General features: G+C 69.1%; 19 protein-coding genes. 8 read left to right on the top strand and 11 right to left on the bottom strand.

Going from position 1 to position 21,184, the window contains the following annotated elements:
• The first annotated feature begins 770 nt into the window (after positions 1-770).
• From DRB06_RS10070 to DRB06_RS10060, 3 genes are all read left to right on the top strand, one after another.
• Positions 771-1,541, top strand: coding sequence for a hypothetical protein (locus tag DRB06_RS10070; protein WP_111819853.1), 771 nt, complete (start codon positions 771-773; stop codon positions 1,539-1,541).
• Positions 1,542-1,716: 175 nt separating this feature from the next.
• Positions 1,717-1,941 carry a hypothetical protein gene (locus DRB06_RS10065; RefSeq protein ID WP_073333691.1) on the top strand — a complete coding sequence of 75 codons (225 nt, stop codon included), beginning with the start codon at positions 1,717-1,719 and terminating at the stop codon, positions 1,939-1,941.
• On the top strand, positions 1,941-3,992 hold the full coding sequence (locus DRB06_RS10060) for a hypothetical protein (RefSeq protein WP_111819852.1): 2,052 nt from the start codon (positions 1,941-1,943) through the stop codon (positions 3,990-3,992). The genes DRB06_RS10065 and DRB06_RS10060 overlap by 1 nt, the downstream gene beginning before the upstream one ends.
• 83 nt (positions 3,993-4,075) lie before the next feature.
• Here the strand turns inward: DRB06_RS10060 and DRB06_RS10055 are convergent, their stop codons facing one another.
• Entirely contained in the window at positions 4,076-4,483 is a 408-nt protein-coding gene (locus DRB06_RS10055; protein ID WP_108965368.1) for a phage holin family protein, read from the bottom strand.
• 106 nt (positions 4,484-4,589) lie between these two features.
• Here DRB06_RS10055 and hisC point away from each other — a divergent pair, with 106 nt between their 5' ends.
• On the top strand, positions 4,590-5,660 hold the full coding sequence (hisC, locus tag DRB06_RS10050; RefSeq protein ID WP_234415987.1) for a histidinol-phosphate transaminase: 1,071 nt from the start codon (positions 4,590-4,592) through the stop codon (positions 5,658-5,660).
• Between the two features lie 94 nt (positions 5,661-5,754).
• On the opposite strand, the gene DRB06_RS10045 is transcribed toward hisC, so the two are convergent.
• Positions 5,755-6,906, bottom strand: a complete 1,152-nt coding sequence (locus DRB06_RS10045; protein WP_111819851.1) for a YwiC-like family protein — start codon at positions 6,904-6,906, stop codon at positions 5,755-5,757.
• Positions 6,907-7,471: 565 nt separating this feature from the next.
• Between DRB06_RS10045 and DRB06_RS10040 the strand changes: the two genes are divergently transcribed.
• Positions 7,472-8,065 carry a hypothetical protein gene (locus tag DRB06_RS10040; protein WP_244542705.1) on the top strand — a complete coding sequence of 198 codons (594 nt, stop codon included), beginning with the start codon at positions 7,472-7,474 and terminating at the stop codon, positions 8,063-8,065.
• A 110-nt stretch (positions 8,066-8,175) separates the two neighbouring features.
• Here the strand turns inward: DRB06_RS10040 and pgm are convergent, their stop codons facing one another.
• Positions 8,176-9,855: a phosphoglucomutase (alpha-D-glucose-1,6-bisphosphate-dependent) gene (gene pgm, locus DRB06_RS10035; protein WP_108965376.1), complete on the bottom strand. Its 1,680-nt coding sequence runs from the start codon at positions 9,853-9,855 to the stop codon at positions 8,176-8,178.
• 137 nt (positions 9,856-9,992) lie between these two features.
• Here pgm and DRB06_RS10030 point away from each other — a divergent pair, with 137 nt between their 5' ends.
• Positions 9,993-10,400 carry a Rid family detoxifying hydrolase gene (locus tag DRB06_RS10030; protein WP_111819850.1) on the top strand — a complete coding sequence of 136 codons (408 nt, stop codon included), beginning with the start codon at positions 9,993-9,995 and terminating at the stop codon, positions 10,398-10,400.
• A gap of 101 nt (positions 10,401-10,501) precedes the next feature.
• Here DRB06_RS10030 and DRB06_RS10025 read toward each other — a convergent pair whose 3' ends face one another.
• The 6 genes from DRB06_RS10025 to DRB06_RS10000 all read right to left on the bottom strand — a co-directional run bounded on the left by DRB06_RS10025 (position 10,502) and on the right by DRB06_RS10000 (position 16,934).
• Positions 10,502-11,728 carry a Gfo/Idh/MocA family protein gene (locus DRB06_RS10025; protein WP_220093015.1) on the bottom strand — a complete coding sequence of 409 codons (1,227 nt, stop codon included), beginning with the start codon at positions 11,726-11,728 and terminating at the stop codon, positions 10,502-10,504.
• 122 nt (positions 11,729-11,850) lie between these two features.
• Entirely contained in the window at positions 11,851-12,600 is a 750-nt protein-coding gene (locus DRB06_RS10020) for a PIG-L deacetylase family protein (RefSeq protein WP_258522229.1), read from the bottom strand.
• 58 nt (positions 12,601-12,658) lie between these two features.
• Entirely contained in the window at positions 12,659-14,017 is a 1,359-nt protein-coding gene (locus tag DRB06_RS10015) for a sugar ABC transporter substrate-binding protein (RefSeq protein WP_111819849.1), read from the bottom strand.
• A 100-nt stretch (positions 14,018-14,117) separates the two neighbouring features.
• Entirely contained in the window at positions 14,118-15,047 is a 930-nt protein-coding gene (locus DRB06_RS10010) for a carbohydrate ABC transporter permease (protein ID WP_108965383.1), read from the bottom strand.
• The gene (locus DRB06_RS10005) at positions 15,034-15,924 is read right to left on the bottom strand and encodes a carbohydrate ABC transporter permease (protein WP_234415993.1); all 891 of its coding nucleotides are present in this window, start codon (positions 15,922-15,924) and stop codon (positions 15,034-15,036) included. Before DRB06_RS10005 ends, DRB06_RS10010 begins: the two co-directional genes overlap by 14 nt.
• Positions 15,921-16,934 (bottom strand): carbohydrate kinase family protein, encoded by a 1,014-nt coding sequence (locus tag DRB06_RS10000; protein WP_108965385.1) that lies wholly within the window; start codon positions 16,932-16,934, stop codon positions 15,921-15,923. The genes DRB06_RS10005 and DRB06_RS10000 overlap by 4 nt, the downstream gene beginning before the upstream one ends.
• Before the next feature lie 111 nt (positions 16,935-17,045).
• Here DRB06_RS10000 and DRB06_RS09995 point away from each other — a divergent pair, with 111 nt between their 5' ends.
• Together DRB06_RS09995 and DRB06_RS09990 are read left to right on the top strand one after the other, a co-directional pair.
• On the top strand, positions 17,046-17,795 hold the full coding sequence (locus DRB06_RS09995; RefSeq protein WP_111819848.1) for a DeoR/GlpR family DNA-binding transcription regulator: 750 nt from the start codon (positions 17,046-17,048) through the stop codon (positions 17,793-17,795).
• On the top strand, positions 17,792-19,201 hold the full coding sequence (locus DRB06_RS09990; RefSeq protein WP_111819847.1) for a 6-phospho-beta-glucosidase: 1,410 nt from the start codon (positions 17,792-17,794) through the stop codon (positions 19,199-19,201). Before DRB06_RS09995 ends, DRB06_RS09990 begins: the two co-directional genes overlap by 4 nt.
• Positions 19,202-19,240: 39 nt before the next feature.
• Here the strand turns inward: DRB06_RS09990 and DRB06_RS09985 are convergent, their stop codons facing one another.
• Both DRB06_RS09985 and DRB06_RS09980 read right to left on the bottom strand, forming a co-directional pair.
• Positions 19,241-20,167: a nucleotidyl transferase AbiEii/AbiGii toxin family protein gene (locus DRB06_RS09985; protein WP_108965391.1), complete on the bottom strand. Its 927-nt coding sequence runs from the start codon at positions 20,165-20,167 to the stop codon at positions 19,241-19,243.
• Positions 20,160-21,134, bottom strand: a complete 975-nt coding sequence (locus DRB06_RS09980) for a type IV toxin-antitoxin system AbiEi family antitoxin domain-containing protein (protein WP_108965393.1) — start codon at positions 21,132-21,134, stop codon at positions 20,160-20,162. The genes DRB06_RS09985 and DRB06_RS09980 overlap by 8 nt, the downstream gene beginning before the upstream one ends.
• Between the last annotated feature and the right edge of the window lie 50 nt (positions 21,135-21,184).

Below are 21,184 nucleotides of genomic sequence, written 5' to 3'. Positions count from 1 at the left end.
AGAAGGGTGCCCCGTCAGGCGAGCAGCCGAGTCCTCCCGCCCGGACCGCCGCATCCGAGAGGGTGAGGCCGGGAATCGTCCCTCGGGGTGCGCTGGCTGCACACCGGCGGCATGAGATGCCGGGACTCGCCGGGATTCGCCGGGACTCGCCGGGACCTGCTGTGGCCTGTCCAGGCTCGCGGCGATCAATTGCGCCTGCCCTTCCCATCGTGCCTGCCAGAATGCTCCTGCCGGACGTCCACAATGACTGCCGCCAGGCTCTTACCTGTACACCACCAACCCGCGATCCCGAGGGGTCCCCGATTCCCGGGTCGGCTGTGCTCCCGTGGGACGGCTGTCATGTCGTTTTACGACCTTGGGGTGCGGTTTACGACCACCCCAAGGTCGGAAACCAGCGCCGACCAGCACTGACCGGTGCTTGGCGCTTGAGCTTGAGGGTGCGGCCGCATGGAACAACGATGCGGCAGGCCTCCCTCGGGCGCGGGAGGGCAGCTTGAGGATGGGCGGTGCTTGTGCTCGTGGTGCGAGGCCTCGCTCGGGCGCGGGAGGGCAGCGCCGCTGACCGCTCACATCCTCACGTCCAAAGACAAGCCATCCTCGGGCGCAGGAAGGTAGCGCTAGAGCGCGGGAGAGGCCGTCCTCGGACCGGCCAGAACACACCACCAGCCACACCCCCACACACGAAGAGCCCCTTAACGCACGAACCGTCAACCGGGGAAGCCGGGCCCGGCCTGCGGGCGTGCCGGTAGATCGGAGGGGAGGATGACCCCATGAGCGAGCCCTCCAGCCGCAACTCGCCCGCACCGAGTTCCGCCGACGTGCCCCAGTGGATCAACGATCTGGTGCCGATCGCCGCCCGGGCCCGCACCCTGCTGCGTGCGACCGCGCCCGCGCTGCCGGTAGCCGTGACCGCGGTGCTGCTACTGCCGCAGCTGGCGCCGTTCCCGACACCCTGGGTGGCGACGGCGTGTATGGCGCTGGGCGGATTCCTCGCGTTGCGCCACGGCGGACCTGCCGTGCCGGCGGCCGGCGTATCGACCATTGGCGGTAGTGCCTCCGGGCAACGGGCAGCACCCGGGGCTTCGGCCGCGGTCGGCGCCGGGCAACAGGCCGCAGCCGGGACTTCGGCCGCGACCGCCGTCGGGGAGCTGCGCCCCGGTGGGCGCACGGGCGCGCTGCTGGTGGTGCTCGACCTGCTGCTGTCGGTCACAGGCCTGGCCGCGTGGGCCGGACTGGCGTTGGCCGGAACCGAGCAGAAGCTGCTGGTAGCGGCTACCGCTGCCGCCGTGGGCCTGGCGGTGGGCGTCGGCCTGCTCGCAGTCATGGAGCTGGTCGGACGGCGCAGCACTGCCGTGGTCGCGGCGCTCGCGGCCGTTGCGCTGGTTGCTGCCGCCGCAGCCGCCTATGGCCTTACCCTGATCGCGCCCTCCTGGTGGATGGTGCTGGCTTTGGCGGTCGGTGTGGATGCGGTCGGCGCGATCGCCCTGCGCGCGGGCGTCCGCAACGACCGCCGCTACCCGCAACCGGCCGACGCCGCGTAAAGATCCGCGGTCGCCCCGCACCGCCGCGCTTCCGTCAGTTGCCCGTTCGACGCGCTTAGCCCGGCGGCGCACCGGGGCGCTCGCCAAAACCCACAGGGAGTGTTCGTGCACCCCTGCGCTCGCCGCATTCACAGGCCCTCTGCACGGCCGTGCCCCGCCGCCTTAGCTTCGAGGCATGTCTTCCTTTCTCCTCAGCCTCGCCGCTGACAAGACCACCACCGGTACCGCCATGGTCCCGGCCTCGGTGCCGGCCGGCTGGACCGGCGCCGCCGCAACCGCCTGCCAGACCAGCCTCGACGACGTCGTCGCGCTGATCGCCGGTCTGGACACGCTCATGACCGACGCCCAAGACGCCATGACCGCATACGAGAACGCCAAGAGTCAAGAGGGAGAGAACTAATGAGCACCACCACCTCGCCCGCTCCGTCTACTCCGTCCGCCCAGGACCTGGACGCCCTCGATGCGCTGGACCTGCGCACCCCACTGGTCAGCACCGCCACTCCGAGCGGTGTCCCCGCCGGTTCCACCCCGTTCGGGCAGCCCGCAACCGGCCAGGCGAGCACCCCTGCCGGTGCGGGCCCCTACACCCCGGACGCGACGCTTCCCTACAGCCTCACCTGGCCCGGCATGGCGAGCGGCACCAGCGTCGTCGTCAGCGGGGGCGCCTACGGGGTCAACACCGACGACCTCACCGGCCTGGCCGCCACCCTCAACAGCGCCGCCGACTGGCTGGAGGACGCCCGCGACCTGGCACTGACCTGCTTGACGGAGCTGCGCTGCGGCGGCCTCGGATTCACCATGTACACCCAGCCCCTGTTCGGCTCGAGTCAGCGCGACTTCGGATTCGGCACGTCCAGTCAGTCCTCGACCGCCTCCGACCAGAGCAGTTCCGGTTTCGCGTCCAAGAGCGACGCCCTGACTTCGGGCGGCGGGCAGTGCCTCGTCTGGGCGCTCGGCCCCTCTGCCACCGAGCGCACCAATGCCATCGCCGCCCTGGAGGCACTCACCAGCGGGGTCGGTTCCCTCGACGACGCCGCCTCCAGCTTGCGCACACTCGCCACCGACGTCACTGCCTGCGGCACCGCCTACACCGATGCCGACACGGAGATCGACGGCAAGTGGCTCCTCCTGCTACAGGGGGTGCGCCTGGGATCGAATATCCCCGGCGTGACAAGCACCTCCCCGGGAGCCCAGGTGGCCGTTGCAATCCTGGCCCTGCTCAGCGCCGACGGCGTCACCCTGCCCGACGGCGTCGACGACGCCCTCCAGGGACTCGAAACCGTGCTGAACGACCCCCTGCTAGCGGGCTGGGCCACCACCGACCTGTTGATCCTCGTCGGTCTTACGGTGTGGGCGCAGCAGGCGAACACCGGACACGAGGCCGCGGTCATAGAGACCTACATCGGGCAGGTCGCCGAGGAGCTGGACCCCGCCATCACCGCCGCGCTGCCCGCGCAGGTGCAGGTCGGCAGCCGCACGGTGGACACCTCCTCCTTGACGCCCATGCAGCGCGTGGCCTACTACCTGGCGTTGCGCTCGGAGCAGGCGGGGACGCAACGCTATGGGGAGCCCACGGGCGTGACCGTGACCCCGCACGGCGGGCAGTCCGTCACGGTCCCGACCGGCGTGCAGGACCCCTTCGGACTCGGGACCGCCGTGCCCGCGGTTGCGGCCGGCATGCCGCAGGCGTGCACGACCGCGCCACAGCCCGGCACGGCGGCCGAGGTCATCCGCTACTCCGCCGACATGAAGGGCAGCGACGAGGACACCTCCTCCGGCATCGTCTCCATCCTGCGCACCGACCACGCCGACGGCACCACCTCCTGGCTCGTCGTCGTCCCCGGCACCACCGACTGGGGCAGTGGCAACACCAACCCGCAGGACCTGCTGACCAACCTCCAGGCCGTCTCCGGCCGCCCCACGGACATGGAGAGCGCCGTCGTCACCGCCATGCGCGAGGCCGGGATCGCCCCGGGGGACAAGGTCGGACTCTACGGCCACTCCCAGGGCGCCATCACCGCCTCCAACGTGGCCGCGGACCCGGCCGTCAACGCCCAGTTCAACATCACCAACCTGCTCACCGCCGGCGGCCCCACCGCGGGCGCGAACCTGCCGGACAACGTCAACGCCCTCCACATCGAGAACACGGGCGACGCCGTGCCCGCGCTCGACGGCACCGCCACCCCGCGCACGCCCACCCGCACCGTGGTTACCGTGGACACCCACGCCGCCGGCGTGAACGGCTACCCGCATGGGGCGCCGATCTACGCCGACGCCGTCGACGGCATCAGTGGCGACCCCCAGATCGACCAGTGGACCGAAGAACTCGCCGGCCTGACCGGGTCGGGTGAGTCCGGTGCCGACACCACCGAGATCATCTTCGACATCACCCGCGACAGCCCCGAAACGGCTTGGGAGAAGGCCGCGAGCACCGTCGGCAAGAAGGGGTGAGCCCCGTGCGGGCGGGGTGCACTACCGCCGCCCGACCCCGCCCCTGCCGCCCGTGAGCCTCTGGGCGGGCGGTGCGCACCCAGTCAGCGCTGTTTCGGTCCCAGGAGGCCGACGATGATCGCCGACGCAATCGACACGATCAGCGAGCCCACAATCGCGGTGCCGAAGGAGGCCACGTGCAGGCCCAGCGTCATCCCCGTTCCGGGGCTCACCCCGGCGAGCACGTCCGTGATCCAGCTGGTGAGCACGAGCATCGCCCCGTTGACCACCAGGGCGAACAGCCCAAAGGTCACCACGTACAGAGGGAAGGCCACCACCTTGGCCACCGGCTTGATCAGCGAGTTCACCAGCGCCAGTATCAGGCCCACCACCAGCAGGTTGAACAGGGTGAGCGCCAGGCTGGGCGTGCCCGGAACGACCATGCCGTCCAACAGCGCCACCGCCAACCACAGGCCGGCGGCGTTCCCGAGTGTGCGAACAATCAGGTCCATGCCCCAATCCTCGCAGACGCCGCGGGTGGCGGGAAGCCGAAGCAGAACCGGATACGCGTCACTTGGTGCGCCACCACGTGCCACGCTCGCGTGCCAGGATGAGGACATGACCGACGTGCACATCCGCCCCGCCGTCCAAACTCTGCCCGCGTATGTTCCCGGCGCCCGCTCCACCGGGGAGGACGTCGCCAAGCTGTCCAGTAACGAGCTGCCCTACCCGCCGCAGGAGAGCGTGTTGGCGGCGCTGACCGCCGCCGCCGGCGGCGTCAACCGCTACCCGGAGATGACCGGGGATGCGCTCGTGGAGGCCATCGCCCAGCGCCACGCGGTCGCGCCGGAGCAGGTTGTGGTCGGCAACGGTTCCGTCGCCCTGATCCAGCACGTACTGGACACCGTCTGCGACGAGGGCGACGACGTCGTCCTGCCGTGGCGCTCCTTCGAGGCCTACCCGATCTGCATCGCCGTGGCCGGCGCGCGCGCCGTCAAGGTGCCGCTGACCGCCGACGGCCGCCACGACGTGGCCGCCATGATCGCCGCCGTCACGCCCCGCACCCGCGCCCTGCTCGCCTGCACCCCCAACAACCCCAGTGGGCCGGCCCTGACTGCGGACGAGCTCACCGCACTGGTGGAGGGTGTTCCCGAGCGGGTGCTGGTGATTGTGGACGAGGCCTACCTCGACTTCGTCACCGACCCCGCGGTCGGCGACGCGCTCACCCTGCTGGCCGATCACCCGAACCTGCTGGTCAGCCGCACCTTCTCCAAGGCGCACGCCCTGGCGGGCATGCGCGTGGGCTACCTGGTGGGCGAGCCCGGCATCGTCTCCGCCATCCGCTCCGTGGCGACACCGTTCGGCGTCAACCTGCCGGCACAGGCCGCCGCGATCGCCGCACTGGAGCCCGCGGTGCTGGCCGAGACCGCCCGCCGCGCCGCCGTCGTCGCCACCGAGCGCGATCGGGTACTGGCCGCGCTGCGAGCACAGGGCTGGCAGGTGCCCGACGCGCAGGGGAACTTCTTCTGGTTGGCCGTCGGGGAGCACACCGACGCGCTCGCCGCGCACTTCCGGGCGGCCGGAATCCTGGCTCGGCCCTTCTCCGGCGAGGGCGTGCGCGTATCCATCGGCACACCGGCCGAGAATGACCGCGTGCTGGCCGCCACCGCAGCCTGGCCGGCCCGCTGACGGGCGGGCGATCGAACATCGCCGAACGGACACCGGGGCCGGCCCGCAAGGGCGTCCCCGCACCCCGCTGTGGCGTCCTCCGGGTCGGCGGGGTTCAGTGAATGGCGAGGGTGAGTACGAACAGCAGGCAGAAGACGATCTCGGCGACGCCCATGGTCCGCGGCCGCAACGGAGCGCGGCGAGCACGCACCAGATGCCACTGCCACAGTGGAACGGCCAGGGAGCGCACCGCCAGCACCACCCACAAGGCGGCGTGCGCGACGGGCAGCCAGCCGCCGCGGGCCAGCGACACCGTGGCCACGGCGACCAGCACGTGCCAGGCGACCGCGCCCGCGAGCAGCGGCCGGTTGAAGCGCTCGCGGATCATCGACTTGATGTACGGCACCGTCCCGCAGAAGTAGGCCGCCGTCAATGCGGTCACCGGCCACATCCAGGCCCAGCCGGTCAGCTCCCCATTGGGTGAGACACCGGGCAGGCTCGTGGCATCCGCCCCCAGCCCCAGGAAACCGCCGCGGCCGCCGACGCCGAGTGAGTAGGTGATGGCCGCCATCAGGGCGGCGGCCGCCGTCGTCGCCAACCCCGAAAGCAGGGAGCGCTCCCGACCGCGCCAGGACTCCCACAGGGTGATTGCGCACAGGGGCGCCAACAGCACCACCCACTGCAGCAGGTAAGGGGCGACCGCCAGCGTCACCACGCCGAGCAGCGCCGTCCACGTGGTGTAGACCGCCAGCGGGGGCAGTGCCAGCGCCCGCCGGCGCGGGGAGCGTGCGCGCGCCCACTGCGACCAGGCCCAGTAGGTCAGGTATGCGCCCAGCCAGGCGGGGATGAACAACAGGTTCACCCAGCTGAAGCCACCCACGACCCAGCCCATGATCGGCGGCAGCAGCAGCATGTAGTGCGCGCCGTGCTGGTTCGGCAGCCAGGCTCGACGTCCGGGCTGTCCACCCGGACGTGCCGCGGACGGGCCGGGCGTGGTGGAACTCGTCGCTGACGCACCGGACCACGGGGAGGCCGACCTGGCGCCGCCGGCGCGCACAGAGGACGGGCGCACGGGTTCGCCGGTGGCCAGTAGGCGGTCATCCTCGGGGCCGGGGCGCGACTGCTGGTATGGGATACGGCCGCGGGGGCCCCGGGCGAAGTCCTCTGACGACGTGGACGCGGTGGTTGCGTCGGCGTCGGTCTCCGGCTGCCCGGAGACGTACTCGATGTGGCGGTCGGAGGGGTCCGAGGGGCGCTGCTGTGTCACGCAGGTCAGCCTAATTGGCGTGGAAGTGTCAGGGAATGCACCACTTTCAGACGTTGTGCGTCCTCGGTGTCGCTGCGAACCGCGCGATGCTGCGCCTGGATTTCCGACTCGTGGGTGGGGCAGCACGAATGTGGTGCATTTAGTGACACCGATGCCGGTATCTGCGGATGGGGTGGGTGGAGGAAAGGCCCGTGCGGACGGCCCACAGCTCCGAAGACGCGCCGGGAGGTGCAAGTTTTCCACAGGACGTAGTTGCTCATTGGGTGCTTTGCGTGATGTTTGACAGTATTTGGTTGTGGATCATGTAGACAGAGAAGGTCGTCTCCTGGTTGACCTCGGTCGCTGCGGCGGCGCGGCGAGGCGTGCAAGTCTGTGCCGTGACCGCTCCGACTGGCGTGCCCTCTCAGCGTTAGTGGAGGGAGGCAAGGTCAGTTCCTATCCCCAGGGGGTCGTCGCACTGCCGCAGGCCGACCGGGCGAAGGTCGTGGCGAGGCGCATCGGCGGGCTACTGACTTGCGGGCACGCTCTTGCCCACTACGGGATTCCCCTCCGCGAGGAGCCGACTGTGATTCACGTCGCGGTTCGGCGCGGGCGCAGTCATATCCCGTCCGGAGTGGGGCGGGTCGTCATCCACCGGGTTGAGGGGCTGGTGCCGCGTGGCCCTCTGGAACCGCCGATCGCCGATCCCGAATCCGTTGTGCTGACGGTTATGCGGTGTGCCGACGAGCTCGATGCGTTGATAGCGCTGGACGCTGCGCTGAGGGTTGGCCTGGTTCACGAGACCATGCTTTTAGCGAGGTTGGCAGGCCCGCGCAATGGTCGCCTGCGGTCCCTGCTGGGACGGGCCGATCCTCGGGCTCGATCACTCCTGGAGACGATTGCTCGGTACGATCTGCAGGAGGCCGGGCAGGAGCCGGAAGTCGCCGCCGATCTCGGCTTCGAGGTTGACCTGCTCATGGGACGCCTGGTCATCGAGACGGACGGATACGCCTATCACGGCGACCGGGAGTCTTGGGAGAATGACCATAGGCGTGACCAGTCTCTGCTGCGGCGGGGTTATGTGCCACTCAGGCTGACCAGCGCCCAGGTGCTCTCGCGGCAGACCGTGCAACTCGTCGAGCCGGTGGCCCGCCGCCTGGGCTGCTGGCGTGAGAGCTGACCAAACGAGGAGCGCAGGGAAGCGGTGACACAGAGGGCCCGGCGACGGGGCTACCCCATCGCCGGACCCCGGCTGTGTTGTGGCGCGGTGCTGTGCCTACCGTGCGGCGATCAGGCGCCGAGGGCGGCGGAGACGACCTGCTTGGCCTCCTCCTGGACCTGGGCCAGGTGCTCGGCACCCTTGAAGGACTCGGCGTAGATCTTGTACACGTCCTCCGTGCCCGAGGGGCGCGCGGCGAACCAGGCGTCCTCGGTGGTGACCTTGAGCCCGCCGATGGGGGCGTTGTTGCCGGGGGCGCGCACCAGGCGGTCGGTGATCGGCTCCCCGGCCAGCTCGGTGGCGGTGACGTCCTCCGGCGACAGGGCCGCCAGCTTGGCCTTCTCCTCCTTGGTGGCGGCGGCGTCGATGCGGGCGTAGGCGGAGGCGCCGAAGCGCTCCACCTGCTCCTCGTGCAGCTGGGAGGGGGTCTTGCCGGTGACGGCGATGATCTCGCTGGCCAGCAGGGCCAGAATGATGCCGTCCTTGTCCGTGCTCCACACGGTGCCGTCCTTGCGCAGGAAGGAGGCGCCGGCGCTCTCCTCGCCGCCGAAGCCGACGGAGCCGTCCAGCAGGCCGGGCACGAAGTGCTTGAAGCCGACCGGCACCTCCACCAGCTTGCGGCCCATGGCGGCCACCACCCGGTCGATCAGGCTGGAGGACACCAGCGTCTTGCCGACGGCGGCGTCTGCGGGCCAGCCGGGCCGGTGGGTGAACAGGTACTCGATCGCGACGGCCAGGTAGTGGTTGGGGTTCATCAGCCCGTCGGGGGTGACGATGCCGTGGCGGTCGGAGTCGGCGTCGTTACCGGTGGCGACGTCGTAGGGGGTGTTGCCCTCGGCGTCGGGGGTCATGGCATTGCGCAGTGAGGCCATGGCGTTGGGGGAGGAGCAGTCCATGCGGATCTTGCCGTCCCAGTCCAGCGTCATGAACGACCAGGTCGGGTCGACCTTCGGGTTGACCACGGTCAGGTCCAGGCCGTAGCGCTCGCCGATGGCGCCCCAGTAGTCCACGGAGGCGCCGCCGAGCGGGTCGGCGCCGATGCGCACGCCGGCCTCGCGGATGGCGTCCATGTCGATGACGTTCTCGAGGTCGGCCACGTAGGTCTCGAGGTAGTCGTGCTTGACGACGTAGTTGCCGTCGAGCGCGTCGGCGATGGGCACGCGCGGCACGTCTCGCCAGCCGCCGGCGAGCAGCTCGTTGGCGCGCGCCGCGATCCAGCTGGTGGCGTCGGAGTCGGCGGGGCCGCCGTGCGGGGGGTTGTACTTGAAGCCGCCGTCGCGGGGCGGGTTGTGCGAGGGGGTGACGACGATGCCGTCGGCCAGGCCCGGGCCGGTGGTGCGCACGCCGGACTCGGTGCCGGCACCGTTGGCCAGGAGGATCGAGTGGGAGACGGCGGGGGTGGGCGTGTAGGAGCCGCGGGCGTCGACGGCGGTGGTGACGCCGGCGCCGGAGAGCACCTCGATGGCGGTGCGCCAGGCGGGCTCGGACAGGGCGTGCGTGTCGCGACCGATGTAGAGCACGCCGTCGGTGCCCTGGGAGCGACGGTATTCGACGATGGCCGCCGTGATGGCCACAATGTGGGCCTCGTTGAAGGCGGTGTCCAGGGAGGAGCCGCGGTGCCCGGAGGTGCCGAAGACGACCTGCTGGGTCGGGACGGCGGGGTCGGGGACGAGTTCGTAGTAGGCGTTGACGACCTCATCGACATCAATGAGGTCCTCTGGTTGGGCGGGAAGTCCTGCGCGTTCGTGCATGGGTGCAGTGTGTCACGGACCACGGAGTGTGTCCTGGGAATCCCGGAGATCGGACGTATTGGTTTTGGCGATGCGACGCCGCGTCCCCATGTGACGCCATGTGACGCACGACGGCCCTGCGTGCTTAGGATGCCGCCATGTCGACCGCTGCACAGACCGCCATTGCCACCACTAGCGCCCCGGCCGCCGTCGGCCCGTACTCCCAGGCCGTGTCCACCGGCGCGGGCAGCGGCGCCACCGTCTACGTCTCCGGGCAGGTGCCGCTCGACCCGGCCACCGGAGAACCGGTCGACGGCGGTATCCAGGCCCAGGCCGAGCGGGTGCTGACCAACATCGGCGCGATCCTCGAGGCCGCCGGACTGGGGTACGAGCACGTTGTTCAGACCACGGTGCTGCTGGCCGACATTGCCGACTTCGCCGCCGTCAATGAGGTCTACGCGCGCTTCTTCACCGGCGCGGTGCTGCCCGCCCGGGCGGCCTTCCAGGTGGCGGCGCTGCCGCTCGGCGCGGGCGTGGAGATCGAGGCCGTCGCGGTGCGCCCCTGAGGGGTGCCGCCGACGCCGCGGCGCCTGCTACTGACAACTACTGATAAGAAACAAACAGTAGTTGTCGGAAGTTGGCAGTCCTGGTCAGTGGGCGCCGGACCTCAGGCCCAGTCCTCGATGTCGGTGGTCACGTCCCGACCGGAGGCGGCGGCCTCGTCGATGGCGCAGGAGAGCAGGTGGTCCTGACAGGCCTGCGCCAGCGGGTAGGGGGCCGGGCCCTCGCCGCGCGCCCACCGGCCGGTGTCCTGAAGGATGGTGGCGACGGCGAGGTCGTCCTCGCTCATGCGCGTTCCCACCCACCGGTTGCGGTAGACGACCCGCCCATCCAGGCTGGCGTGGACCAGGTCGTTGCCCTCGAGGTTCAGGTCGCGCCCAGTGCGCCGGTACTCGATCCGGCTGGTCACCGCCCCGGCGTCGGGCACCCAACGGGTGACGGCGTCGTCGACGATCTCCCCCAGCGTGCCGCGCACCAGCACGCGCCGCGACAGCAGCGGGTTGTGCCACTGGTTCGAGGTGAACTCGTAGACGCCGGTGCGGCCGCCGTCGAAGGCGAGGGTGGCCAGCACCGTCTCGCCCGGTTCGACGGCGGGCACCGCATTCCAGCCGTCACGGCCGAGCGGCTGGAGGAGCGGGGCCGGGAAGCTGCGGGCGGTGACGGTGACGGGGCCGCCCAGTGGGGCGTCGTCGTCGGCCAGGAAGTGCCGCAGCAGCGAGACGGCGTGGTAGCCGTGCGTGGAGGAGACCTGCGCCCAGGTGGGGGTGCCGATGGTGCCGGCGCGGATGGCCGCGAGGCGGGCGGCGTGGCCGGGCATGCGCGGGTACTGCTCGGCGACCTGGACCAGGCCGGAGGCGCCGACGTCGCGCCACAGGGCGCGCAGCGAGTCGGGGTCTGGCGCGGGCGGAGTCTCCGACAGCACCGGGATGCCACGGTCCACCAGCTCACGAACCAGGTCCGGCATGGCGGCCCAGCCCACCGACGGCACGACCAGCTCGGGGGAGCGGGCTCGCAGGTCGTCGAGGGAGTCGGTGGTGGCGACGCCGAACTCCTCGGCGAGCGCCTGGCGCGACTCGGCGCGGCGGGCCAGGGCACCTACGCACTCCAGGCGCTCGGGGGCCATGGCGGCCAGGCGCAGGAAGAAGCGGGCCCGCCAGCCGGCGCCGATGACGCCGAAGCGAACCGGCCCGTCCGGCGGCGGGGCCGGGCTCTGGTCGGGCATGGGGGCGCTGTAGGGGCGGGTCGGTTCGGGCGCGGCGGGGTGGCGCGGAAAGCGCGGCGGCTGCGCGGGCGGCGTGGGGGCGTGATCGGTGGTGTGGGCGTCGCTGCTCACGGCGGTCTCCTCGGGCTGCAGACTTCATCGTCGAGACGGCAACGACGCTATACCCCGGGCGAGGCGGGGGCAACGGGGGTTATCCCTTGACGGTGCCTTCCGGGATCCGAACCGGACGCGGGTCAGCGCACTTGCCAGCGGAAGAAGCACTCGGCGAATTCCGCTCCTTCGGGCGCGCCTGCGGCGTCGCGTACGGCCGCTTCGCGCAGGAGGCGCTCCATCCGGTCCAGATCGGGGAACTGACTCACATGGCTGCGTACGGCCGCGATCTTGCGGTCCAGATCGCCCTGGGTCACCGGTGATACATGATTGATCTCCCTGTGCCCCTGGAACCAGACTTCGCTCGGGTCGTGGGGCTCCAGCCCCTGTGCGAGGAGATCGCGGTAGTCGAAGGGGTTGCCGGCGGCCGGATAGGCGGCCTCGACGACGGCGTGTCCCACCGCCCGATGATCGGGGTGGTTCGCAGCGGTGGAGGCGAAGTTGTACTCCGGTGAGGTGGTGAGGATCAGATCAGGGGCGTGGCGTCGGATTGCGGCGACGATTTCGCGCACCAGTCCCGTGGCCTCGCGAACATGGCCGTCCGCGATTCCGCTCAGGAAGGAGACGTCACTGATGCCGAGATGAGCCGCGGCGGCCCTCTGCTCCGCCCGGCGCCGCTCCGCCATGCGCTCCTGGCCCTCGGCCGTGAAGCCGCCGGCATCACCGGCGGTGACGACTAGCAGGGCGACGTCGGCGCCCTCCCGGACCAGACGGGCGAGAGTGGCGCCGGCCCCGACGTCGGCGTCGTCGGGGTGGGCGTAGATTCCCAGTACGCGCTCATACTCCACGATGGTCTCCTTCCGTGTGGCGCGGTTGTCCTCGCGCCTGTACACGCGCTCTCCTTCACTTTCCTTCGGGGAGTGTGGGATGGTCGGTCGACGTGTTTGAGGTTCAGTCCTCGATGACCTTGTTCCCGGCCTCTTGGGCCGCTTCGACTCCCTCGGCAACGTCCCGACGGCCGAGGAACACCTCGGAGAGGATCTTCACTGAGGCGTCCATGGCCCCCTGAATGTTCGAGCCGAACGGTCCCGGCAGGGCGGTGTCGGTATCGATATCCGTCATGGCGGAGACGTCTACTCCCTGCTCATTCCAGTAGTTCGTCCACGACTCCTGGGCGTCGGTATTGCCCGGGAGTCCGACGCCGGTCTCCCCAAGGCATTTCGAGCCGTCGGCGCCGGCGATCCAGGCCAGGAGCTGCTTCTGAGCGGTCGGATTGGCCGAATTGGCGGAGCCGGCCGCAACAATGGCGTTGATGACGCCTCCCCGGCCCCTGGGCCCCTGCGGCAGCGGGACTATCCCCCATTCGAAGCTCGCGCCGTCGTTGATGTTGGCGAGGTTGTAGGCGCCGGATTGGAACAGTCCCATCTTGCCCTGTATGAACTGGTCGCGGGAGAAGTCTCCGTTGTCGTTGGTGTCCGCGGCGGACGGTGCCACGTGGTCCTTGTTGATGAGGTCGACTATGTATTGAAAGGTGTCGATGCCCTCAGCGGAGGCGAAGTTCAGCGTGCCCTCGGAGTCCTGGTAGGAGGCGCCGTTGGCGCCGAGCCAGGGGAGGTAGATCGCCTGCAGGTCGAGTGCGGCGTTGTAGCCGAATTGGACGATGTTGTTCGGGTCGAAACCGTTGTCCGCAGGTGTCAGGCCGTTGCCGTCCAGGGTGAGACGGGCCGCGGTCTCCCGCAGCGTGTCGGTTGAGGCATGGGGGTCCCAGGCCAGCTCCTCGAGGTCGGCGACGGTGATGCCCGCCTTCTCGAGCAGCTCCTTGTTGTAGTACACGGCGATATTCGGGTCGGCCAGAGCGGGAACGCCCCACAGAGCACCGTCATGGGTGTACTGCGTGATCGCCGCGTCGAGCCAGCCCTCACGTTCGGACTCGGGGAACGCCTCATCGATGTTGAGCAGTCGGCCGGCGGCGGCGTAGTCGACGAAGTTGGAGCTGTTGGTCCAGAAGACATCGGGTGCGGAGTCCGCGGCGATGTCATTGCGTAGCGTCGTGAAGTAGTCCGACCAGGCGACCTGCTCGATTCGGACATCGATGCCGGTGTCTGCCGTGAAGGTCTTGAGGGCGTCCTCGTAGGCAGAGGCCGCCTGCTCGTCCCACAGGCGGAAGGTAATCGAGTCACCTTCCGCCGAATTAGAGGACGAGGACGAGCCGCAGGCGGCGAGTACGGACATGACGGCGCTGGCGGAGAGGGACATTCCGGCGGCGTGTAGCGCGGAGCGTCGGGAGATGTTGGTGGTGGTGCGTGACATGAGGTCTCCTCACTTCTCGGTGTCGAGGTCGACGTTGTTCTCCGGGGTTTGGTGGACGGCCGGTGTCGGATCGCGGCGTTCGGAACATGGTTATTCGGGCCTACTTCAGTCCGGTCAACACGATCGAGGCGACGATCTGCTTCTGGAAGGTGATGAACAGAATGATGAGGGGTACGAGTGCAATGGTTGTGGCGGACATTACGTACGTCCAATTGGCGTTGTACTGGGACTGCAGGGCGGCCGTCGCCACGGTTATCACCTTGGGCCGCTGGCTGGCGATGACGCGCGGCCACATGAAGGAGTTCCACTGGCTGACCACCGTGATGAGGGTCAGCGTGGCGAGGATGGGACGCGATATCGGCAGAACGACTTGAAGCAGTGTGCGCACGTGCCCGGCACCGTCTACGCGCGCGGCGTCGATGAGTTCTTGCGGGATGGACCGGAAGTTCTCCCGCAGGAGGAAGACGGCGTAGGGCGATGCCAGCATGAAGGGGATGACGATGCCCCAGAAGGTGTTGTTCATTCCGGCTTTGGCCATCATGAGGTACAGCGGGATCACGAGCACGCTGGAGGGCAGCATCATCGTCGCCAGGAATATCCAGAAGATGATGTCACGTCCGGGGAAGGAGAGGCGGGCGAAGGCGTAGGCGGCCATGACGGAGGAGCCGATCTGCGCGACAACCATGACGGCGACCATCGCCAGAGTGGTCCAGATGGCGCTGGCGAAGTCGATGCGACCGCCCAACACCGCGGCGAAGGAGTCGAGTGTCCAGGGGTCGGGCGGGGCCAACGGCGAATGGGAGGCGAAGTCTCTAGGAGACTTGAACGCTGTCATGAAGCTGAACAGGAAGGGCAGAACCATGATGATCGCGGCAAGCCCCAGTCCCAGGTAGATTCCCAGCACCGCTAGCGGGCCGCGCCGGTTGCTGACACGCCCCCATCCCTGCCCGCTGCGGCCTTGCGAGCGGAGACTCGGCCGCGTGTGAACAGGAGTGGTGCCGATCGCGACGGCGTCGTCAGAGGAGCTCATAGGTCGTCCTCCTGCGGAAGTAGAGGTTCTGGGCGGCGGTGATGACCATCAGGATGAGCATCATGACGACCGCCATGACGGCGGCCCTCCCCATGTCCCAATTGACGAAGGCCTGCTCATATATCTCAAAGGCGAGGACCGACGTCGATCCTGCGGGTCCGCCGTGCGTGAGTGCGAAGACCTGATCGAAGATATTGAATGCCGCGATAATGGTGGTCACCGAGACGAAGAAGAAGGTCGGGCGCAGTAGCGGTACTTTGATCCGCCAGAAGATCTGGGTGGGTGAGGCGCCATCGACCCACGCCGCCTCTATGAGCTCGGAGGGGATGGACAGCAGGCCGGCGATGAAGAACAGGGACGTGTAGCCGACGTTGTTCCAAATGACGACGAGTGCGACTGCCGGCAGCGCCCACGTCTCCGAGACGAGGATCTCCAGGCGGGTTCCGGCGATGGCCGAGAGCAGACCGCCGGTGGGCGCGAAGATCCACGACCACACAACACCCAGGGCCAGAGGGGAGGAGATCCAGGGGATGACGATGAGGGTGCGAAATACGTTCGTGCCGCGCACACCTTTGGTGAGCATATTGGCCAACGCGAGCCCTAGGCCGATCTGAATCGGCACCACCAGGGCGACTAGGAGCAGTGTCACCCGGAGGGAGGAGAGGAACTCGGGATCGCCGAGGACCTCGCTGATTTGCGTGAGTCCGACATACTCGGGATCAGAAATCATGTCCCACTTGTGCACGGTGAGCCAGAGCACGATGCCGACCGGCACAACCATGAACAGGGACACGCCAATGACGCTCGGCGTGAGGAAGAGGTATCCGGAGATCGCCTCCCGGAGACGAGCTCGGCGAATGAAGTTGTTCGCCTTCACAACACAACACCGCGATCGGCATATTCGTGCCGGGAAAGTGCCGCGTACTCTTCGATGAGCTCCAGGAAGTCGGTGCTGAACCCCTCCGGCAGGGGCGTGGTGCGGACCAGCGCGGCCACCTGCGCAAGGCTGGGCGCGTTGAGTGATCCGCCCGGCCGCCCCAGGGTGGCGGCGGCTACCACACAGGCCAGGGAGACGGCCGGGTGCAGCCCCAGATCATGCAGGTACGCCCACACCAGTCCGGAGGTGAAGGCGTCCCCGGCGCCGGTGGTGTCCACCACGGGCACGTCCAGGGCCGGCAGCGTCAGCAGTTCCTCCCCGTCGCAGGCGACCACGCCGTCGGCCCCGCAGGTGACCGCCACGACGGGCACCCGCTCGGCCAGTGCCCGGGCGGCCTCGGCGGCGGTGCCCGTCCGCGTGTAGTGGAGCGCCTCGGACTCGTTGGGGGTGAACACGTCCACAAGATCCAGCGGGGCGAGGTCCTCCTCGCTCCAGCGTTCGGTCGGGTCCCAGCCGGTGTCGCCGAAGACCATGGTGGGTGCCGGGCCGTAGCGCCAGCGCGAGACGGCCTCCCGGCCCGTGCGAATCGCACCCAGATCCGCCACGAGCGCCGTCGGTGTCGGCCAGCCCGAGGCCGGGACGGGCGCCGTGTCCTCCCCGCAGGTGGTCAGGGCGCGGTCGCCGTCCAGGGCCAGGGAGACGGTGACATTCTGTCGCCGGGTGTGCTCGGCCCGGGACAGATCCACCCCCTCGGCCTTCAGCATGTCGGTGACGAGGACTCCGGCCCGATCCGTTCCCAGGTACGTGCACAGTCCGGTCGGCAGTCCGAGGCGCGCGAGGGTGACCGCCTGGTTGGCGGCACCTCCCGGCATGAGGGCGCAGTCCTCGACCAGCTGCTCCTCCCCGGGGACGGTCGCATGAGTCAGACCGCTCATGACGACGTCGAGGAAGGTGGGCCCGACGACGAGGGCCCGGCGGTCCGGGTCGGCGGGAGCTGCGCGATGCGGCATGCGACCTCCTCATCAGACACTCCGGTTGCTCGGCGCACGTAAGTGTACTTGAAATTGCTCAAAAATGCGCGATTTCGCGCATAAATGACGTGAGGTCGATAGACTGCTCCCATGTTGGCTCAGCAGCGTCGCTCGGCGATCGTGGAGATGGTGAAGGAGAGCGGCGGCGTCTCGGTCGCCGATCTGGCCCGGGCGCTGGAGGTGTCCGCCTCTACCATCCGCCGCGACCTGAACGCCCTGGGCCGCGAGGGCAGACTCCGGCGGGTGCGCGGCGGCGGCACGATCGAGGCGGATGTCCAGCCCTTCGCCCACGTCGCCGCCCGGGCGGCCGGGGAGAAGGACCGCGTCGGTGCGGCGGCGGCCGGGCTCGTACGCGATCGGGACGTCGTCCTCATCGACATCGGCACCACGGGCGCCGCCGTCGCCCGGCACCTGCGGGGACGGGACGTCACCGTCGTGACCGCCTCACTCGCCGTCGTCGACGTGCTGCGGGAGGACCGGCACGTGGAACTCATCGTGCTGGGCGGGGTGCTGCGCCCCTCCTACCTGTCCCTGGTGGGCGGGCTGACCGAGAACGCACTGGCCCAGATCAGCGCGGACATCGCCTTCATGGGCACCTCCGGCGTGCGGGCGGACGGCACGGTCATGGACTCCACCGGCATCGAGGTGCCGGTCAAGCGCGCGCTTCGGGCCGCGGCCGAGCGCACCTGCCTGGTGGCCACGGCCGACAAGTTCCCCGGGGCCGGGCTGCTGCCGGTGTGCCCCATCAACGAACTCGAAGTCGTCATAACCACCGCCGCTCCCGGCACCGCCCCGCTGCCGGACCTGGCGGGCACAGCTACGGAGGTGCTGTTCGCATGAAACTGCTCATCGTCGGCGGCGGCGGGTTCCGCGTGCCCCAGGTGATCGAGGTACTGGCGGCCGCTCGGGCGGGCTCCGGCCCCCACCCGGGGCTGGTGGTGGATGAGGTGTGCCTGTACGACGTCTCCCCGCGGCGCCTGCACGCCATGCGCGCCGTACTGGCCGACCTCGACTTCCCGCACGCACCCGAGCTGACATCCACCACACACCTGGAGGAGGCGGTGCGGGGGGCCGACTTCATCTTCTCCGCCATGCGAGAGGGCGGCACCCACGGGCGCGTGCTGGACGAGCTCGTCGCCCTGGAGCAGGGCGTGCTCGGGCAGGAGACCGTGGGCGCCGGCGGCTACGCCTACGCCTTCCGCACCATCCCGGCGGCCATGGAGCTGGCCCGCACCGTCCGCGACCTCGCCCCCGAGGCCTGGGTCATCAACTTCACCAACCCCGCCGGCATCATCACCCAGGCCATGCGCACGGTGCTGGGCGGGCGCGTCGTCGGCATCTGCGACACCCCCATCGGGCTGGTGCGGCGGGCGACGACGGCGGTCGGCGGGGACGCCGCGCGCGCGTCCCGGATCGGGCCGGGGGCGGGGCTCGACTTCGACTATGTGGGCCTGAACCACCTGGGTTGGCTGCGCAGCCTCGTGGTTGACGGTCAGGACCGGCTGCCCGGCCTGCTCGCCGACGACGCCGCCCTGGACCGCATGGAGGAGGCGCGCATCATCGGCTTCGACTGGGTGCGCGCGCTCGGGATGCTGCCGAACGAGTACCTCTTCTACTACTACCTGGGCCGGGAGTCGCTGGAGCGCATCCGCGCCGAGGCGGAGACCCGCGGCCAGTTCCTGGAGCGGAGGCAGGGGGAGTTCTACGACGCCGTCGCCGCCGATCCGCAGCGGGCGGGGGAGCTGTGGCGGCGGGCGCACGTCGAGCGCGAGGCCACGTATATGGCCGAGTCTCGCGACGCCGCTGACCGCGCCGGGCGCCGCGAGGAGGACATTGCCGGCGGCGGTTACCAGCAGGTGGCCCTCGACCTGATGACCGCCGTGCATACCGGCGTGCCCGCCCGCATGATCCTCGACGTCGGCAACGCCGACGCGTGCTCCGCCGGCGGCGGCCTGCTGGTGCCCCAGCTGCGCGAGGACGCCGTGGTGGAGGTGCCGTGCGTTGTCGACGGCGACGGCGTGCACCCGCAGCGGGTGGGGGCGCTCGCGGGCGCCGAGCTCGGGCTGGTGGCCACGGTCAAGGGCTGCGAGGAGCTGGTCATCGACGCCGCGCTCAGCGGGGACGAGACGCTGGCGTGGCGGGCGCTCGCCGGCCACCCGCTCATCGACTCCGTCAACGTGGCGCGGCGGGTGCTGGACGGCTACCTGGCCCGCAACCCCCTGGTGGCCCGGACCTTTGGGCGGTGAGGGTGGACTGGTTGAGGCGGTAGGATAGGCGATCTCCCTTCAGCCCCGCCATTGAGCGGACGCGTGATCCCAGCGACCCTTACTTCGCGAACCGTTGAGAACCTCGTCCAGGCAGGCTGCGGCCGCATCGAGCGAGGCGTCGAGTGAATGAAATTCTGTGGGAAACTCTGCGAACTCGCGCGCCTGGCGAGGGTATGCCTGCTCCCAGGCGGGGGAGGGCGAGACGATTGCGGTTGGTTGCGGGATTCTCCTGCGTCTGGACTCATGATCTAGCATCTCGCTCAGTCTCGCGGCGTCGAAGTCAAGATGGGCGACGATACGGACGATGTCCGCCAAATCGCGGTAGCGCGTCGAGGCCGTGCGTGTTTTTCCGTGCAGTTCGTATAGCGCGCAGATCTTGTCCGCCAGATGGTTCTCTACGGGGACTGTCGGGACATCCGGGAGGTCGGCAATGGTCTCATGATCGATGATCGGCGTGGGGGAGATCCGGTCAATGGGGCCGCTTACGTGGCGCCGGGTGGTGATGTCTATGCTGAACCGACCGAACTCGGCCACCCCGAGCAGGACCCGGATGTCGGCCTTGGCCGTCAGAGCTCCGTAGCCATAGCCATCCGGCTCGCTATGCGGTGAGACTTTGACGATCTCTAACCGGAAGGGGTCGGAATCCAGCGAGCGGCTCAGTGCGGACCGCAGTTCGTCTCTCAACTCCTGCACATCGCTCCAGCCATGTGTGCGGGCGAGGTCCACATCGCGGGTGAAACGGCCGCCCCGGGTGCGTATGAGCAGTGCGTTGCCTCCCAAAAGCAGCCAGTCATCCATGTCGTCGGCGAACAGGCGCTTGGTCAGCAGGGCGAAGACATACTGCTGACGGATGTCGTCGGCAGTGACCCCGCGGCGGCTCGCCTCAGCCCTGATGCGTGAGTTCAGTGATTGGCGTAGACGCGAAGCGGCGAGCGGCTCAATCACTTAATCCCTCCTCGCCTGTGCGATCGTTGTCGTGGGTGGAGCCTGCGGCGGCCGATCTTGATCGGTCTAATAAGGCAGTAATGTCGGCGATTTGCCTAATTGCTGCGACTAGTCCGGGGTACTGAGAGTTCTTCAGGGCTTCTTGAATGGCGGCATTCGCGGTTGTTAGGATTGGTTTTGTGTGCTGCATACTATCCTTGATGCCGGCGTTGGCGGCGGTAATAATGGGTGCCATGGCTGCTTGAGCCTGTTGAATCGTTCTTTTGTTTATTTCGAGTTGGGAGAGTAGCGTTGACAATGCAAACTGGGCCGTTTGTAGTGCCGCCGCCGGCGGGCCTGCAATCTCCAGGAGCGCTTGGACTAAATCGGCGCCGGTTGCGTGTCCGTAGGCAGATGCATGGGGGTTGAGCGCTGCGGCAATGTCTCCGAGGTCGGCTTGTGGTATGCCCGCGGCGTCCCTGACGACTGCGGAGAGATGCTCCATTTCTGTGTGTTCGGCGGCCAGATCAGCGATGGTGCGCGGGATGGTGGTGACGGCAATGCCGTCTATTACGGTGACGTCGTTGTGGTCAAGCGGCCTCTGTCGGTAGCGGATGTCGGGTTGGCGAGTCTGTTTTCGCGTGGGAGCCGTGAAGGTATGCCGTGCCGGTATGATTTCGCCGATGTCATGCAGGGCCGCCGCGGACACGTGGGACACCGTGGGACTGTCCGGGTCGTGGGCGCGTTCGTCCGCGAAGCGCTTGGGATCGGTGCCGAGCCAGGCGGCGCGAAGATCCTGATGGGGATCGTGATCCGAACCGGGCAGCGCGTACACGCCGTGGCGAACGCGCGTCAGCGCTTCCGAGGTGGTCAGGCGGGTGAGTGATGTTCGGTCGATGCCGACCCGCGCTGCCTGGGCCGTGGTGATCAAGCCACGCTGCGAACCGGCGGCAGAGGACAGCGTGCGGAGCGCGTCTGCGGTTCTCATGCGACCTCCTGCTGCGTTTGCTACATTCACAGTGTAGCAAACGCAGTGCG

The sequence above is a fragment of the Actinomyces sp. Z5 genome, from assembly GCF_003287795.1.
Lineage (GTDB): Bacteria > Actinomycetota > Actinomycetes > Actinomycetales > Actinomycetaceae > Actinomyces > Actinomyces glycerinitolerans.
Note: the sequence above shows the minus strand (reverse complement) of the source record. Positions and strands in the feature narration are given on the sequence as shown.